Below are 16,450 nucleotides of genomic sequence, written 5' to 3' on the forward strand. Positions count from 1 at the left end.
AACGATCATGAAAAAAATAATAGTATCAATTATAGCTTTTTCTCTATTTTCTGCTTCTTGCAGTGATTTTATTGAAAAGGAACAAAGAGGAACGCAGACGTTAGAAAATTATTTTCAAACCGTACAGGAATGCGAAAACTATGCTAACGAATTAACACAGCGTTTATTATTAGCTAAAGAATGGTGGGTGTTAACTGCGCCTCGAGTTACCAACGAAATGGCAACAGATGACGCCTGGATGGGAAACACAGGACAGGACAACAGCGCACACAGACCAGCTTCACAATACATCATAACTCCTGATAATATGGGAGATATGAATAGTATTTATACAGCACATTTTTATACGATTCAATCGGCTAATATTGGTTTGGAAAGAATGGCTTTGTCACCAATTACAGAGGCTCAGAAAAATCAATATATGGGAGAATCTTTATTCGTACGTGCCTATTGTTATTACGAATTAGTAAATCTTTTCGGAGGAGTTCCGGTGTATACTAAATCATTAGGAACAGGAGATTTAACATTGCAAAGAAGTTCTGCAGCAGAAGTTTATGCACAAATTGAAACAGATCTAAAAGATGCCGCGGCAAAATTAGAAAGTGCTCCAGTAAACAAAGATGGTAGAATCAATAAATGGGCTGCTTATGCTTTATTGGCACGTGTATCCTTATTTCAAGAAAAATGGGCTGAAGCAAAAACGTATTCAAACAAAGTGATTACAGAAGGACCGTTTGCATTGGAGTCAGACTTCCTGAATATTTGGAACGTAAACAATCATAATGGAGTAGAATCTATTTTAGAAGCGCAATCTTCTTCAGTTCAAAACAGAGATTTAGGAGCTGCTTTGCCAACTTTATCAGGAGCAAGGGGAGAAGATAAAAAGAATTTTCCAAGTAACGATGCTGCAGATGTTCTAGACGGATGGGGATGGTGTATGCCAACAAGTGATTTGGAAAATGCCTATCTTTCTGAAAATGATGTGATTCGTCGTAGAAGTACGATTACAAAATGGGGAGAAGCCGCTTATGGAGATGAGGTTTTAAATCCAACGCATAAATTTAGTTTAAACGATAACAAATCTGGACGTATCTGTCGTAAGTATTATATTCCAATTGCAACACGTCGTTCATTAGATAAAAAAGACGCTCACTTGCCATTAAATATTCCGCTTATTCGTTTGGCAGAAATGTATTTAACAAGAGCAGAAGCCAATTATCATACCAACGGAGATGCTTTAGCAGACATCAACGTGATTAGAGCTCGTGTAAAATTAGATCCAAAAACGGGAATTTCTGGACCAACTTTATTGCGACAAATCTATAAAGAGCGCCGTTTAGAATTGGCTTTTGAAGGATTGCGTTTATTCGATATACGTCGTGAAAAAGACCCGACAACAGGAAGACCTGTTATAGAATCATTAATGGGGCCAAACGGAACTTTTGTTCAGTACAATTTGAATTCTACAGATCCGTACGAAACTACAAACTTGAGAGAACCTCAGGATAAAGGAATCAATTTTAATCCTGCAAAACACTTATTGTGGCCAATTCCACAATTAGATATTGATTTAAGTGGAGGAGTAATCAAACAAAATCCTGGATATTAAGATGAAGTTTCACAATCAAAATAAAGTAAGTCTGTTGTGTGCAGGCTTACTTTTCGCAAGTTCTTTTTTTGTAGGCTGCGACTCTGAGAATACTGGGAATTCGGGTGCGGAAAACACTGTGTCAGAATTAAATATAAGTTTAGAAACTAATCTTCAAACGATGGAAAGTTTTGGAGCTTCTGATGCTTGGCAATGTAATTTTATTGGAAAAAACTGGCCTTTAGACAAAAGAAATAAAATAGCCGATTTGTTATTCAGTCAAGGTTTAGATGCCGATGGAAACCCAAAAGGAATCGGATTGTCATTATGGAGATTCAATCTTGGAGCTGGAAGTGCAGAACAAGGAGAAGCAAGTGATATTACGGATGAATGGAGAAGATCGGAATGTTTTACAACAAACGGTGTTACTTACAATATGTCGAAACAAGCGGGGCAGGTTTGGTTTATGAAAGCAGCTAGAGAACGCGGCGTAGACAAACTTTTAGCATTTGCAAACAGTGCTCCTGTTTATCTGACTCAAAACGGAAAAGCGCATGCCTCTATCAAAGAATTTTATAATTTGAAAGATGGTAAAATGCCTGATTTGGCTGATTTCTGGGCTACTTCTTTAGATAAATTAAAAACAGAACACGGTTTGACAATCGATTATGTAAGTCCGTTTAATGAACCGCAATACGAATGGGACGGTTCAGGACAAGAAGGTTCTCCAGCTACAAACGCCAACATTTATAATTTTGTAAAAACGTTATCTCCGAAATTACAAGAAAAAGGATTGGATGCAAAAATTGTGGTAGGAGAAGCGGGAGCTTATGAGCCATTATACAAAACGGTTTCAGGAAAAGAAAGTAGATCGAATCAGATTGATTATTTTTTTGCGGCAAATTCTACAAAGTATATTGGTGGATTGAGCAATGTAAAAAAGACCATTTCTGGGCATAGTTACTGGCAGGCATGGCCATTGAGCGAAATGATTGCATCAAGACAAGCTGCTGCGGCTAGAATTCAGTCAGTTGGTGGAGTGAGTCTTTGGTCATCAGAATATTGTGTTTTAGAAAGTCCGGGAACAGCAGAACTTCCAGGAGGAGCAGGAGCAGGAAGAGATTTAGGAATGTCATTGGCACTTTGGACAGCACGTATTATTAGTACTGATATTGCCGTTGGTGGCGTTACGTCTTGGCAATGGTGGACAGCCATCAGCCGTGGTGATTATAAAGATGGTCTAATTCACGTTGATGATGGAGCAAGCAACGGAGCAGGAAATGCTGATTATTGTAGAAACGACGGATACATCAGAGATTCTAAAACACTTTGGGCTTTAGGAAACTTCTCTTTCTTCGTAAAACCGGGAATGGTCAGAGTGATGATTCCAAGTGTTGATAATACGGCTTCTTTGAATGATGTTATGGTTACGGCGTACAAAGATGTAGCAAATAAAAAGCTCGTTGTCGTTGCTGTTAACATGAATAAATCAGCGAAAGCGTATAAATTGAATTTAGCAGGCGGAACAATAACAGACAATAAATTAATACCATATACAACTTCTGAAACTTTAAGTTTGAAAAAAGGGACTGCTGTTGATGTTTCTGGATTTGAAATTCCAGCGAAGTCAATTGTAACGTACGTAGGAAATTACAAGTAAATAAAATTAACAGCAAAGGCATAAAGAAAAGCGCAAAGTTCGCAAAGCTTAAAATAAACTTAGCGCACTTTGCGAAAACTTAGCGTCTTTGCGGTTAAACAAACAAAAATATAAATGAGAAAAATATATCTCTCGCTTTTATTGGTAACAAGTTCGCTGACATTTGCACAGCGAACGGTTACCATCAGCACAGATAATGTAGTACAAACCATGGACGGTTTTGGAGGTTCTGATGCCTGGAGAACACAGTTTGTGGGTAAAAATTGGCCAGAAAAGAAAAAAAATGCTATTGCAGATTTATTGTTTAGCAAAGAAATCGATGCGCAGGGAAATCCAAAAGGAATCGGACTTTCGATCTGGCGATTTAATCTTGGCGCAGGAAGTGCAGAGCAAGGAGAAAACAGTAAAGTTTCAGACGAATGGAGAAGAAGCGAATGTTTCCTAAATGCTGACGGAACGTATGATTTTTCTAAACAAGAAGGACAAAGATGGTTTCTGCAGGCCGCTAAAAAACGAGGGGTAGAAAAGTTTCTGATTTTCACTAACAGCCCGCCGGTTTACATGACAAACAACGGATTATCTTTTGCCTCTCAAAAGAATAAACTGAATCTAAAAGATGGTGCAATTCCAAAATTTGCCGATTTCTTAGTTCAAAGTATTCAAGGATTAGAGAAAAAAGAAGGAATTAAATTTGATTATGTAAGTCCGTTAAACGAGCCACAGTGGGAATGGATGCCAAAAAGCGGTGATACCAACAGTCAAGAAGGAACACCAGCAACGAACCAAGAAATATATGACGTGACCAAAGCACTTTCTGAAAAACTGAAAGCGCAAAAAATGAGTACTGAAATTGTCATTGCAGAAGCAGCGCAGATCGATTATTTATATGAAAATGTAAATGCCGAAAACCGTGACAACCAAATTGATTATTTCTTCGGAAAAACCAAAACCAATGTCACTAAATTATCGAATGTAAAAAATGTGATTCTGGGACACAGTTATTTTACAACTTGGCCCATCGAAAAACAGGTTTTAAGTAGAAAACTTATTGCAGCAGAAATTAAAAAAAATCCAGGATTAAAATATTGGCAATCTGAATATTGTATCTTAGAGAATCCGGGAGAGAATGAAATTCCGGGTGGATCAGGCGGTGGAAGAGATTTAGGAATGCAGACGGCTTTGTTTGTAGCGCGTTTAATTCATAATGATATTGCGGTTGCGAATGCAGCTTCATGGCAATGGTGGACTTCTATTACAAGGGTAGATTATAAAGATGGTTTAATTTATCTGGATGATGGAAAAAGCAACGGAGGAACAGAACCCAATTATGTTAGAAACGATGGGGAATTTCATGATTCAAAATTGCTTTGGGCGTTAGGGAATTATTCTCTTTTCGTACGTCCAGGAATGTTGAGAGTTGATGTTCCAAACCAAAACGAATTGGACAAAGCAAACGATGTCATGTTAACTGCCTATAAAGACACTCAAAGTAAAAAACTGATTGTAGTAGCGGTAAACTGCGGAAAATCGGCACAACAATACAAATTTGATTTATCGAAAGGAACTTTAAAAAACAATGAGTTCACACCTTATGTAACTTCTGATACATCAAATCTAAAAAGAGCCGAAGTTCAAAAAAATGGAAATCTAGAAATCCCTGCAAGATCGGTAGTGACGTTTGTGGGGGAATTGGAATAGTTTGCAGTCACAGTCTCAGTATTCAGTACTTTGGATTAGTTCAGACTGAAAACTGTGACTGCGACTGAATACTAATAAAAAAGTGAAAGAAAGAAATTAATTAGTTTCAAGTTTCAGGTTTCACGTTTGGCGCGAACTTGAAACTTGAAACCTGAAACAAAAACAACCAAAAAATGCTAACTAAGAAAACTTTACTACCCGTATTACTCTTTTCATGTTTGTCTGCAAGCAGTCAGATATCGTTTGGAGATTCTAAGAAAATAAACGACAACTGGAAATTCAATCTTCAGGAAACGCCTGAAGCCAAAAACACAGCCTTTGATGATAGTAAATGGCAAAAAATAAATGTTCCACACGACTGGAGCGTAAAAGGACAGCTGAGTCCGACATTGGCAAGTTGTACGGGTTATCTGCCGGGTGGAATTGCTTGGTACAGAAAATCAATTAATATTCCGCAAAGCAAATCGGGAGAGAAAGTGTATTTGTATTTTGAAGGAGTTTACAATAGAAGCGAAGTTTTCATCAACGGACATTCTTTGGGAAAACGTCCAAACGGTTATATTTCTTTCGCTTATGATGCAACGGAGTTTGTAAAATTTGGCGGAGAAAATACGATTTCAGTTCGTGTAGACCACAGTCAAAGTGCCGATTCAAGATGGTATACTGGTTCTGGAATTTACAGAAACGTATGGTTGGTTTATGCCAATCCAGTTCATATTGCACAATGGGGAGTATACGCGTATCCAGAAGTTAATAAAGGAAACGGAACTTTGAATGTTGAGGTTGATGTTGAAAATGCTTCAAAAGGAAAAGCAAGTCTTACTGTTGTAAATGAACTTTTTTCTAAAGACGGAAAATCAGTTGCAAAATCTTCTTCTAAAGTAGATGTTGCTGCCAACCAAAAAGGTAAAATAATAGCAAAAATCAATGTTAAAAATCCTAAACTATGGGATTTAGAAAATCCGAATTTATATGAATTAAAAACAACTGTTTTACAAGACGGAAAAGAAATCGATAAAACGGTTACACAAACAGGTTTCAGAAGTTTTACATTCGATCCGAACAATGGTTTTGCCCTTAACGGAAAATGGATGAAAATGAAAGGAGTTTGTCTGCACCACGATGCAGGAGTTTTAGGATCTGCGGTTCCAAGAGAAGTTTGGAAAACAAGATTAAAAACCTTGAAAGAAATTGGGGTAAACGCTATTCGTACCAGTCATAATCCGCAGGCACCAGATTTCTACGAACTTTGTGATGAATTAGGATTATTGGTTTTAAATGAAGCTTATGACGAATGGGAATTTCCAAAACGTAAATGGTTAGAAGGTTGGAATTACGGAACACCAGGATTCGAAGGTTCATTTGATATTTTTGCGGATTGGGCAGAAAAAGACTTAGAAGATTTTGTACGTCGCGATAGAAACCACCTTTCTGTTTTCGGATGGAGTATTGGTAACGAAGTCGATTATCCAAACGATCCGTATTCTCATCCAGTTTTAGACAAAGGAAAAGACGGTTTCGGACAAGCGGCTTACGGAGGTTACAAAAAAGATGCACCAGATGCAATGCGTTTGGGAGCCATTGCAAAACGTTTGGTTGCAGCGGTTAAAAAATACGACAAATCTCGTCCAACGACAGCTGGTTTAGCAGGAGTTGCGATGTCTAATGAAACAGAATATCCAGGCGCTTTAGATATAACAGGATATAATTATACCGAAAGCAAATACAAATCGGATCATGAGAAATATCCAAAAAGAGTGATTTACGGAAGTGAAAACGTTCACGATATGGAACCTTGGTTAGCTGTAAAAAACAACAAATTTATTTTCGGTCAGTTTCTTTGGACAGGAATCGATTATTTAGGAGAATCTGGAAGATGGCCTTCAAGAGGATTTTACTCTGGTTTAGTTGATTTTGCTGGCGTTATCAAACCTCGTGGTTATTTCCGTCAGTCATTATGGTCAGACAAACCAATGGCTTATTTAGGAACGTATCCGTTGACAAATGAGAAAGATGTTTCTAAAGATGCTTGGGCAATTTGGAATTACGAAGCGGGACAAAAAATCCGTGTGGTTTGTTATACGAATGCTGCAAAAGCACGTCTAGAATTGAACGGAAAAGCAGTGGGAGAAACTAAGTTGTACGATGAGAAAACAGGAATTATCTATTGGGATATTCCGTTTGCTTCAGGAAAATTAGAAGTAATTGGTTTAGACAAAAACGACAAAGAAGTAAGCCGTTATGCAAGCAATTCTACACAACAACCAGTTGAGCTAACGATTGCTGAGAAAGATATTACCATCAGTAAAGACAAGGGAGTTGCGAAAATCATGGTTCAGGTAAAAGACCAAAACGGACTTCCAGTAATGCTTTCAGATAACGAAGTGACTTGTACCATTACTGGCGCAGGAACTTTATTAGGGTTAGAAGCGGGAAATAACAGCGACATGACCGATTATACTGATAATGTACAAAGAGTTTTCCACGGACATATTGCAGCGTATATTCAAGCAAACGGAGATTCGACGGCACCAATTAAAGTGAAATTTACCAGTCAATGGTTAAAACCTGTTGAGGTTACGATAAATGTAAAATAGAAAAATCCCAGAGGAACGATATTTTTATAGAAAAGGGAGGTAGAAAATCCATAGCTCCAGCGGAGTGACATATCGTTTCGCTGGAGTTTTTTGTACGGATATTCATCAAACAATTGCTATTTAATCCTTTGAGAGCTAATTAAATATAGGAGATTAGATTTTTTTATTATATTTAAAGTGTAAAAACCACACATATAACCACAAAACAATGAAAATTACAAACTTATTCGCCATGGCGATAGGAGCCTTTTTTCTATCAGCCGCATCTAATGCACAAACTAAAACATTTCAAAAAGAAGAATTCAAACAATGGGCGCAAACTCCGCCAATGGGCTGGAATAGCTGGGATTGTTACGGACCAACAGTTGAAGAACACGAAGTAAAAGCCAATGCCGATTATATGGCAAAAGAACTAAAGAAATTTGGTTGGGAATACATCGTAGTCGACATCCGATGGTTTGTTGAAAATGACAAAGCAGGAGGTTACAACCAAACAGATCCTCGTTACGTTATCGACCAATACGGAAGATATCTGCCAGCGGTTAACCGTTTTCCTTCAGCAAAAGACGGACAAGGATTTAAACCTTTAGCAGATTATATTCATAAAAAAGGATTAAAATTCGGAATCCATATTATGCGCGGTATTCCTAAAAAAGCGGTTGAAGATAAACTGCCAATTAAAGGAGCAAACGGAATTACAGCAGATCAAATATATTCTACAGCCTTGCAATGCGAATGGTTGAGAGACAATTATACAGTAGTTGCAGACAAACCAGGTGCACAGGAATACTACAATTCTATTTTCGAATTGTACGCACAATGGGGAGTAGATTTTATTAAAATTGATGATTTATCAAGACCGTATCACGAAGGCGAAATCAACTTAATCAGAAATGCGATTGACAAATGCGGTCGTACAATTGTTTTAAGTACTTCACCAGGAGAAACACCAATCGAAGCAGCGCCTCACGTAACAACACATGCTAATATGTGGCGTATGGTAGATGATGTTTGGGATACATGGCCTCATATTACACATTTGATGGATGTGGCTCAAAAATGGTATCCGCACATTGCACCAGGAACTTGGCCTGATTGTGATATGATTCCGTTAGGACGTATTTCAATTAGAGGAGAAAGAGGTGAAGATCGTATGACACGTTTAACAAAAGACGAACAATATACTTTAATTACATTCTTTAATATCTTCAAATCACCACTATTTTTCGGAGGCGATTTACCAAGTAATGATGCTTTTACTTTATCCTTATTAACAAACAAAGATGTTGTAAAAATGCATAACGAAAGTACAGCCGTAAAACAACTTTTTCAAAAAGATGGAAAAATTGCGGTGACTTCAAAAAATCCAAAAGACGGAAGTGTTTATCTGGCTTTGTTTAATATCTCAGATAAAGAAACACAAAAAGTCGCCGTAAATCTTTCTGATTTAGGAATTTCAGGTTCAGCAGAAACTTTGAATCTATGGACAGGCGAAAAATCAAAAACAACTTCAAAAGAAATTGGAGCCGATTTAAAACCGCATAGTTCAGTTTTATATCAGTTAAAAGGGAAAAAATAATGAAAATGGTTTTTAAAAATAAACCATTAAACCTGATTTCATTTTTTCTATTCGTTTTTATAATCTTTGGATTTGGTGTAAAACCCAAATCAGAAAATCCAGATAAAGTATATTTATTTGCTTATTCTACTTTAAAAAATAATGGAAAAAATGGACTTCATTTTGCATGGAGTACCGATCAGCAAAATTGGTTTTCGATAGGTCCAGAATTTGGTTTTTTAAAATCAGATTTTGGAAGTTGGGGACCAACGGGAAAAAGCATGTCAGAACCTTTTTTGGTTCAGGACAAAGCTGGAGTTTTTCATTGTTTTTGGAGTGTAAAAGACAATGTTTTTGCACATTCAGAAAGTAAGGATTTAGTCAATTGGGGAAGACAAAATTACATTCAGGGAATGAAGAATTTTGTTGGAAAAAATCAAGATAAATCGGTTATTTCAAATGTTCAGGTAGATGAAAAAAATGGTCAGTATCTGGTTCACTTTAGCGAAAGCGGAAAAAACTATTTTTCAGCAACCAGAGATTTTAAAAGTTACAGTTCGTCAGAAATTGATGCTACTTCTTTAAAATTAAGAAAAGAAATTGCTATAAACGGGGAAGTTTTTCAAGGAACTCTTTTTAAGGTCGACTGGAGTTTGGTTGACAATATGATTAAAAAGATGGAATCGGTTAAGTTTAGAGATAAACAGAATACGACTTCTCCTAAAAGTGATAGTTTGCTTTTTGTCGGATTAAAACCTGTAAAAGCAGAAATTGCTATTCATACGGAAAAGGCAAAGAAAATCAGCAATATGCTTACGGGAGTTTTCTTTGAAGACATTAATTATGCTGCAGATGGAGGTTTGTATGGAGAACTGATTCAAAACCGTGATTTCGAATATTCACTTCATGATAAAAAAGGAAGTGACGAAAAATGGAACGCTTCAATGGCATGGAATGGTGATTTTAAAATTGTAAAAGAAAATCCTATTCATGTCAATAATCCAAATTATGCTATAATTTCTAAAGGAAGTATCAGTAATTTTGGTTTTGACGGAATTGCATTAAAAGCCAATGATAAATACAATTTTAGTGTTTTTGCAAAAGGGACAAAAGCAGTTGTTCGTCTAAAATTGGCTAGCGGAGAAACTTTAGCGGAAGCGAAATTTACACCTTCAACTTCATGGAAGAAATTCGATTTGATTTTGAAAGTTTCCAAAACGGTAAATGATGCTCATTTAGAAATTAGTACAGATGGAGAAACTGCCGTTGATATGGTTTCGCTTTTTCCACAGAAAATATTTAAAAATCGCAAAAACGGTTTACGTTTAGATCTTGCTGAAACGATTGCAGATATGCACCCAAAATTTGTGCGTTTCCCAGGCGGATGCGTAGCACATGGAGATGGACTGCATAATATTTATAGATGGAAAAATACTATTGGACCGCTTGAAAGCCGTATTCCAATGCGAAATATTTGGAATTATCATCAATCGATGGGATTAGGATATTTTGAATATTTCCAGTTTTGTGAAGATTTGGGCGCTGAAGCCGTTCCTGTTTTAGCAGCGGGAGTTCCGTGCCAGAATTCATCTGATGGAGGTTCAGGACAGCAATTCGGAATTCCGATTGAGGAAATGGACGATTATGTTCAAGATGTTTTAGATTTAATCGAATATGCTAATGGAAGCGTAAATACCGTTTGGGGTAAAGAACGTGCTGAAGCGGGACATCCAAAACCTTTCAATTTAAAATATATCGGAATCGGTAATGAAGATTTAATCAGCGATGTTTTTGAAGAGCGTTACAAAATGATTGTAAAAGCGGTACAGCAAAAATATCCTGAAATTATTGTTATTGGAACTGTCGGCCCATTTTTTGAAGGAACAGATTACAACGAAGGCTGGAGAATTGCTGATGAATTGAAGCTACCAATAGTAGACGAACATTATTATCAATCGCCGGGATGGTTTATCAATAATCAGAATTTTTACGATAGTTATGATCGTGCAAAATCTAAAGTGTATCTGGGAGAATATGCTTCTTGGGGAAATAAATTTTATAATGCGTTGGCAGAAGCGCTATATCTTACAGGGGTTGAACGTAATGGAGATGTGGTAACAATGGCTTCTTATGCGCCATTATTGGCAAGAGAAAAGCATACACAATGGAATCCAGATTTGATTTATTTTACTGGAGATGAAGTAAAACCAACAGTAAATTACTTCGTGCAACAACTTTACGGTCAAAATCCTGGGAATCATTATGTAGAAAGTACTTTGAGACTTTCTGATAATAATGATGAAGTTAGAAAACGTGTCGCGGTTTCGGTTGTTTCAGATGAAGCTTCTGGAGATTTAATTATCAAATTGGTAAATGCACTTCCAGTTGCAGTTACACCAGCCATAAGTTTAGATCATCTTGCACCAACAAAAAATGTAACGTATACGGTTTTGTCAGGAAATCCAGAACTTACAACTGCAAGACCAGTAACGCAGCAATTATCGGTTGCAACGGCACTTTCTAAAGAATTGCCACCATATGCGTTTGTGGTAATGCGAATTAAAACAAAATAACTGTACGATTTGCAGTGAATAAAATATAGAAAAGAATGAAAAAATTACAATTGAGCTTTATTGCATTACTATCATTTTTGAACGTAGTGCAAGGTCAGAATAGCGGAGTTCCTCCAGTTATTGCTGAGAAAGATTTGACCGCTTATTTATTTGTTTATTTCATTGGAAATAAAGTAGAAGAAGAGGCCGTAAACTATGCTGTAAGCACAGATGGATATCATTATTATGCGCTTAACAATAACAAACCTATTATAGACAGCAAAACGATCAGTTCGACTGGAGGTGTTCGCGATCCGCATATTTTAAGAGGAGAAGATGGTAAAACATTTTATATGGTTTTGACCGACATGACTTCTTCAAAAGGATGGGACAGTAACCGAGCAATGATTTTATTAAAAAGTACCGATTTGATAAATTGGAAAAGTAGTGTTGTTAATATTCAAAAAGCATTTTCAGGAAATGAAAACCTAAAACGTGTTTGGGCACCGCAGACTATTTATGATGAAAAAGCGGGTAAATACATGATTTACTTTAGCATGCAGCACGGTTCAGATCCAGATAAAATTTATTATGCTTATGCGAATAAAGATTTCACAGCCTTAGAAAGTGAACCAAAATTATTGTTTGTTCCAAAATCTAAAGGTGCTTGTATTGATGGTGATATTATTCAGAAAGACGGTGTTTATCATCTTTTTTATAAAACAGAATCGGAGACAGCAGGTATTAAAACCGCTACAACAACCAATTTGACTTCTGGAAACTGGATAGAAAATGACAATTACTTGCAGCAGACTAAAGATAAAGTAGAAGGTTCAAGTATTTTTAAACTGAATAATTCAGACGAATATATTTTGATGTACGATGTATATTCTAAAGGAAAATATCAGTTTACTAAAACCAAAGATTTAGAAAATTTTAAAGTTATAGATCAAGATGTTTCAATGGATTTTAATCCGCGCCACGGAACTATTCTTCCAATAACCCGCTCAGAATTAACGAGAATTACAAACAAATGGGGAACTCCTGCAAAGCTTTCAAAAATTAATCATAATCCAGTTTTAGAAGGATATTACGCAGATCCTGAAATTCTATATTCAAACAAAACAAAAAAATATTATATCTATCCAACAAGCGACGGATTTGATAGCTGGTCAGGGTATTATTTCAAAACGTTTTCTTCTGATAATTTAGTCGATTGGAAAGACGAAGGCATAATTTTAGATCTTAAAAAAGATGTTCCGTGGGGAAATAGAAATGCTTGGGCGCCTTGTATCGTAGAGAAAAAGATAAAAGGAAAATACAAATATTTCTACTATTTTACTGCTGCACAAAAAGTTGGCGTAGCGGTTTCTGATAATCCAACCGGACCTTTTAAAGATAGCGGAAAAGCAATTGTAGGCAAAAGACCAGAAGGAATACACGATGGACAAGAAATTGATCCAGATGTTTTTACAGATCCGAAAACAGGAAAAAGCTATCTATACTGGGGAAATATGTACATGGGAGTTGCTGAATTAAATGCAGATATGGTTTCGCTAAAACCGGGAACGCAGAAAATTATTGCTGTAAATCCTTCCTTCCGTGAAGGTACGTATGTAATCTACAGAAACGGAAAATATTATTTCTTTTGGAGCGAAGACGATACAAGAAGTCCGAAATACAAAGTAAGATACGGAATATCAGATTCACCAACAGGACCGCTTGAAATTCCAGAAAACAATATTGTAATTCAAGGAAAACCAGAAGAAGGAATCTATGCAACTGGACACAATTCAGTTTTACAAATTCCGAACAAAGACGAATGGTACATCACGTATCACAGATTCTCTTATCCAACAGGAATTAAAATGGGTCAAGCCGGAGGTTTTCACCGTGAAGTTTGCATCGATAAATTAGAGTTTAATGCAGACGGTACGATCAAGCAAGTTGTTCCAACTCATGCTGGAATTGAAGCTTTGAAGAAGTAATTTTTAGATTTTAATTTTCAATAAAAAAGCGGTTTCTATTCATTTAGAAACCGCTTTTTTTATAATTATAGATATATTTTTTAAGAAGTCTGATCGTCAATAGTCGCATCAGGAGCATTTTTCTTTACAGATTCAATTCCGTTTTCTCTTGCAGAAGTGCTTTCGTACATTTCGCTTGAACCGATAATTTGACCATTTCCAGCTTTTAAATTGAAATAAGGTTTACCATTTTTCGCTTCTTTTCTGTCGTAACGATTATCATCTGGTGCATTAGTTTTTACAGATTCGATTCCATTATTGCAAGCTGCTTTTGTTGTGTAACCTTCGCTTGTTAAAATGGTCTGACCATTACCAGCTTTTAAATTAAATTGAAACTCTCCGTTGGCTCTAGTAGTAATTACAAATTTTCCCATGTAGTTTATTTTTAAGATTAGGTAATAATATTTTGCTATTGATAAAAATACAAAACTTGGTAATATAAATCATACATCTGTATGAAAAAATGATTATCTTAAGAATAAAAAATATACGATAAGTAGATAAGAAGGAGTTTGCTCTAAAGGAAAGATTAGATACCTAAACGAAAATCAGAAACACTTTTTTCTTCCAGATTAATTTCTTCAAAAATGCTTTGTGTTCCTTTATCCATCGGACATTGTGTGCTAATTCCCATCCAGATTTCTTTCGGATAATTGTTTTTGTACAAACGAACCATTTGCCAGTTCTTTTTATCTAAAGAATAATAACTTGCCACCGTTTTAGTGTCCGAAGAAATTTTCATATAAACAGTAGGCTCTTTTACCACATCATGATTATTATCATCAGAAGTTCCCATTGTGCGAACCGTTACAATTCTATGATTGCCTCTTTCGTCTTGCTCAAAACAAAATTTCTGGTAAAAACTGTCATTCACATAAATGTATAAAACCCCTGCGTTGTACAAACCTTTTTCTGTAAACTCAGGCGTAACTTTCGCGGTAAGCGTAAAAGGCTTTGTATTGTCTACTTTGGACAAAAGCATTGGCGCAGTAGTATTCGATAATTTTCCGTCAGGATCAGAGAAGTAATCTGATTTTTCTCCGGCTTTAAAAATAACTTTTTCGTTTGCTTCGGTTTTAATCAACGAATCAGCACCGTTTACTGCTTTTGTAAAATGTATGTTTGATAGTTTTATGTTACATGGAGAACCGTTTACAACGGCCGAATCGGTTTTTGTTTCTTCTGTCATCGTCGTTTTTGTGGTTTCATTTTTATTATTACAGCTTGCTAAAGAAAGACTCAGAATAATAATGGCATTGTAAAAAAATGTTTTCATAGATTATTTTTTTGGGATAGAAAGTGATATTTTTAATTTTCCAAAAATAGAATTGCTTCAAAAAAGAGGCAATACGTAAAATTAACCAATTCCTTTTTTAGATGTCAAAAAGTCTTTCAGTCGAAAATCAATTAATGAACACGTTTTTAGAACAAAAGTTTGAGATTGGAGAATCTAACGACATAGAAATGTACAAACAATTTGTGACAAATTATGTTAAGATTGAGCAATGTGTGGCCGTTTTATCCGATTATCAGACAGATTGTAGTTATATTTTTGCTGGAAATTTTGGTTCAGTTTTCGGACTTCCTAATGAAAATTCAATAATTGATTCTGCTTTTGAAGAGTGTATTTTCAGCAAAATAAATTCAGAAGATTTGATTGAACGTCATGTTTTGGAACTTAATTTTTATGAGTTTTTAAAAGGAATTCCGAGAGAAGAATACTGTAATTACAGTACTTTAAGTCGTCTTAGAATGAAAGATTCTAACGATAAAATTACTTATATAAATCACCGAACGATTTATTTGAATACGTTTAATAACGGAAGTATTTCACTTGCGTTATGTTTGTATTTGCCATCAACCGATTTACAACCTCGTGCAGGAATTGATGGAAAGATTTTTAATATAAAAACAGGAGAAGTAATAGCATCTGAAAGATATAAAAACAATACCGAAAATATACTTTCTATAAGAGAAACGGAAGTCCTGACCAGCGTTGCGAAAGGAAACAAAAGCGAACAAATTGCAGCTGAAATGCACATTTCGGTTTATACAGTTAGACGCCACAGACAAAACATCATAGAAAAATTAAAAGTTGCCAATACGGCAGAAGCCGTTCAGACTGCTATAGTGATGGGCATTTTGTCCTTGTAAGTTAAAATTTACTTTTAAGTAAGAATATTCTTTATATTTGACAAAAAAAATCATGAAGAAAATATGTATTCTTGCATTTGCCACTGTTTTATTGGTTAGTTGCAATGCTAAAAATAATAAAGAAGAAGGAAAAACTGTCTTAATGGATACCATGGTCGGAAATGAAAACGAAGGCAATATTGTGGAAAATATCAAGGTATTTGAAGGAACATTGCCATGCGCCGATTGTGAAGGAATTGAAACGATTCTAAAAATTGACGTTATAGATAATAAATTCCAATTATCAAGTACGTATAAAGGAAAACAGCCCAAGAAAAACTTTGTAGAAAAGGGAAAGATCAATACAGAAAGAGGTTTAGAAAGCGATCCGGATGGAACAATCTTTATTTTAAACTGGGACAAGCCAGAGAAAGACCAAGTCTACTACGGTTATTACAGCAAAAATCCTGAAAAACTATATTTGTTAGACAGAAACAAAAAAGTAATAAAGTCTAAGTTGGATTACTTTTTAGAATTAAATGAATAAAAAAACTTAGGACGCTGAAATAACACTTTCTCAAACAATATTATAAACTTAAGCATCTTAAACGTCTTTAAGTTTATAATATTTTTTTAT

General features: G+C 35.6%; 11 protein-coding genes. 9 read left to right on the top strand and 2 right to left on the bottom strand.

The window, feature by feature from the left end; translation table 11 throughout:
• Positions 1-7 precede the first annotated feature (7 nt).
• The 7 genes from K6T82_RS04700 (at position 8) to K6T82_RS04730 (ending at position 13,641) form a co-directional block, all read left to right on the top strand.
• The gene (locus K6T82_RS04700; protein ID WP_223704764.1) at positions 8-1,609 is read left to right on the top strand and encodes a RagB/SusD family nutrient uptake outer membrane protein; all 1,602 of its coding nucleotides are present in this window, start codon (positions 8-10) and stop codon (positions 1,607-1,609) included.
• Position 1,610: 1 nt separating this feature from the next.
• Positions 1,611-3,248: a glycoside hydrolase gene (locus tag K6T82_RS04705; protein WP_223704765.1), complete on the top strand. Its 1,638-nt coding sequence runs from the start codon at positions 1,611-1,613 to the stop codon at positions 3,246-3,248.
• Between the two features lie 114 nt (positions 3,249-3,362).
• Positions 3,363-4,946 (top strand): glycoside hydrolase, encoded by a 1,584-nt coding sequence (locus tag K6T82_RS04710; RefSeq protein ID WP_223704766.1) that lies wholly within the window; start codon positions 3,363-3,365, stop codon positions 4,944-4,946.
• A gap of 173 nt (positions 4,947-5,119) precedes the next feature.
• Entirely contained in the window at positions 5,120-7,543 is a 2,424-nt protein-coding gene (locus K6T82_RS04715) for a glycoside hydrolase family 2 TIM barrel-domain containing protein (RefSeq protein WP_223704767.1), read from the top strand.
• A 208-nt stretch (positions 7,544-7,751) separates the two neighbouring features.
• Positions 7,752-9,122: a glycoside hydrolase family 27 protein gene (locus K6T82_RS04720; RefSeq protein ID WP_223704768.1), complete on the top strand. Its 1,371-nt coding sequence runs from the start codon at positions 7,752-7,754 to the stop codon at positions 9,120-9,122.
• Positions 9,122-11,674, top strand: coding sequence for an alpha-L-arabinofuranosidase C-terminal domain-containing protein (locus K6T82_RS04725; protein ID WP_223704769.1), 2,553 nt, complete (start codon positions 9,122-9,124; stop codon positions 11,672-11,674). The genes K6T82_RS04720 and K6T82_RS04725 overlap by 1 nt, the downstream gene beginning before the upstream one ends.
• Before the next feature lie 35 nt (positions 11,675-11,709).
• Complete coding sequence (locus K6T82_RS04730) at positions 11,710-13,641, top strand: glycoside hydrolase family 43 protein (protein ID WP_223704770.1); 1,932 nt, start codon at positions 11,710-11,712, stop codon at positions 13,639-13,641.
• Positions 13,642-13,721: 80 nt separating this feature from the next.
• On the opposite strand, the gene K6T82_RS04735 is transcribed toward K6T82_RS04730, so the two are convergent.
• Both K6T82_RS04735 and K6T82_RS04740 read right to left on the bottom strand, forming a co-directional pair.
• On the bottom strand, positions 13,722-14,054 hold the full coding sequence (locus tag K6T82_RS04735; protein WP_223704771.1) for a YegP family protein: 333 nt from the start codon (positions 14,052-14,054) through the stop codon (positions 13,722-13,724).
• A 155-nt stretch (positions 14,055-14,209) separates the two neighbouring features.
• The gene (locus K6T82_RS04740; protein ID WP_223704772.1) at positions 14,210-14,956 is read right to left on the bottom strand and encodes a DUF1349 domain-containing protein; all 747 of its coding nucleotides are present in this window, start codon (positions 14,954-14,956) and stop codon (positions 14,210-14,212) included.
• A gap of 134 nt (positions 14,957-15,090) precedes the next feature.
• Here K6T82_RS04740 and K6T82_RS04745 point away from each other — a divergent pair, with 134 nt between their 5' ends.
• Complete coding sequence (locus K6T82_RS04745) at positions 15,091-15,834, top strand: response regulator transcription factor (RefSeq protein ID WP_223704773.1); 744 nt, start codon at positions 15,091-15,093, stop codon at positions 15,832-15,834.
• Positions 15,835-15,886: 52 nt separating this feature from the next.
• Positions 15,887-16,360 (top strand): copper resistance protein NlpE, encoded by a 474-nt coding sequence (locus K6T82_RS04750; protein ID WP_223704774.1) that lies wholly within the window; start codon positions 15,887-15,889, stop codon positions 16,358-16,360.
• Positions 16,361-16,450 lie beyond the last annotated feature (90 nt).

The organism is Flavobacterium potami (genome assembly GCF_020026915.1).
Taxonomy (GTDB): domain Bacteria; phylum Bacteroidota; class Bacteroidia; order Flavobacteriales; family Flavobacteriaceae; genus Flavobacterium; species Flavobacterium potami.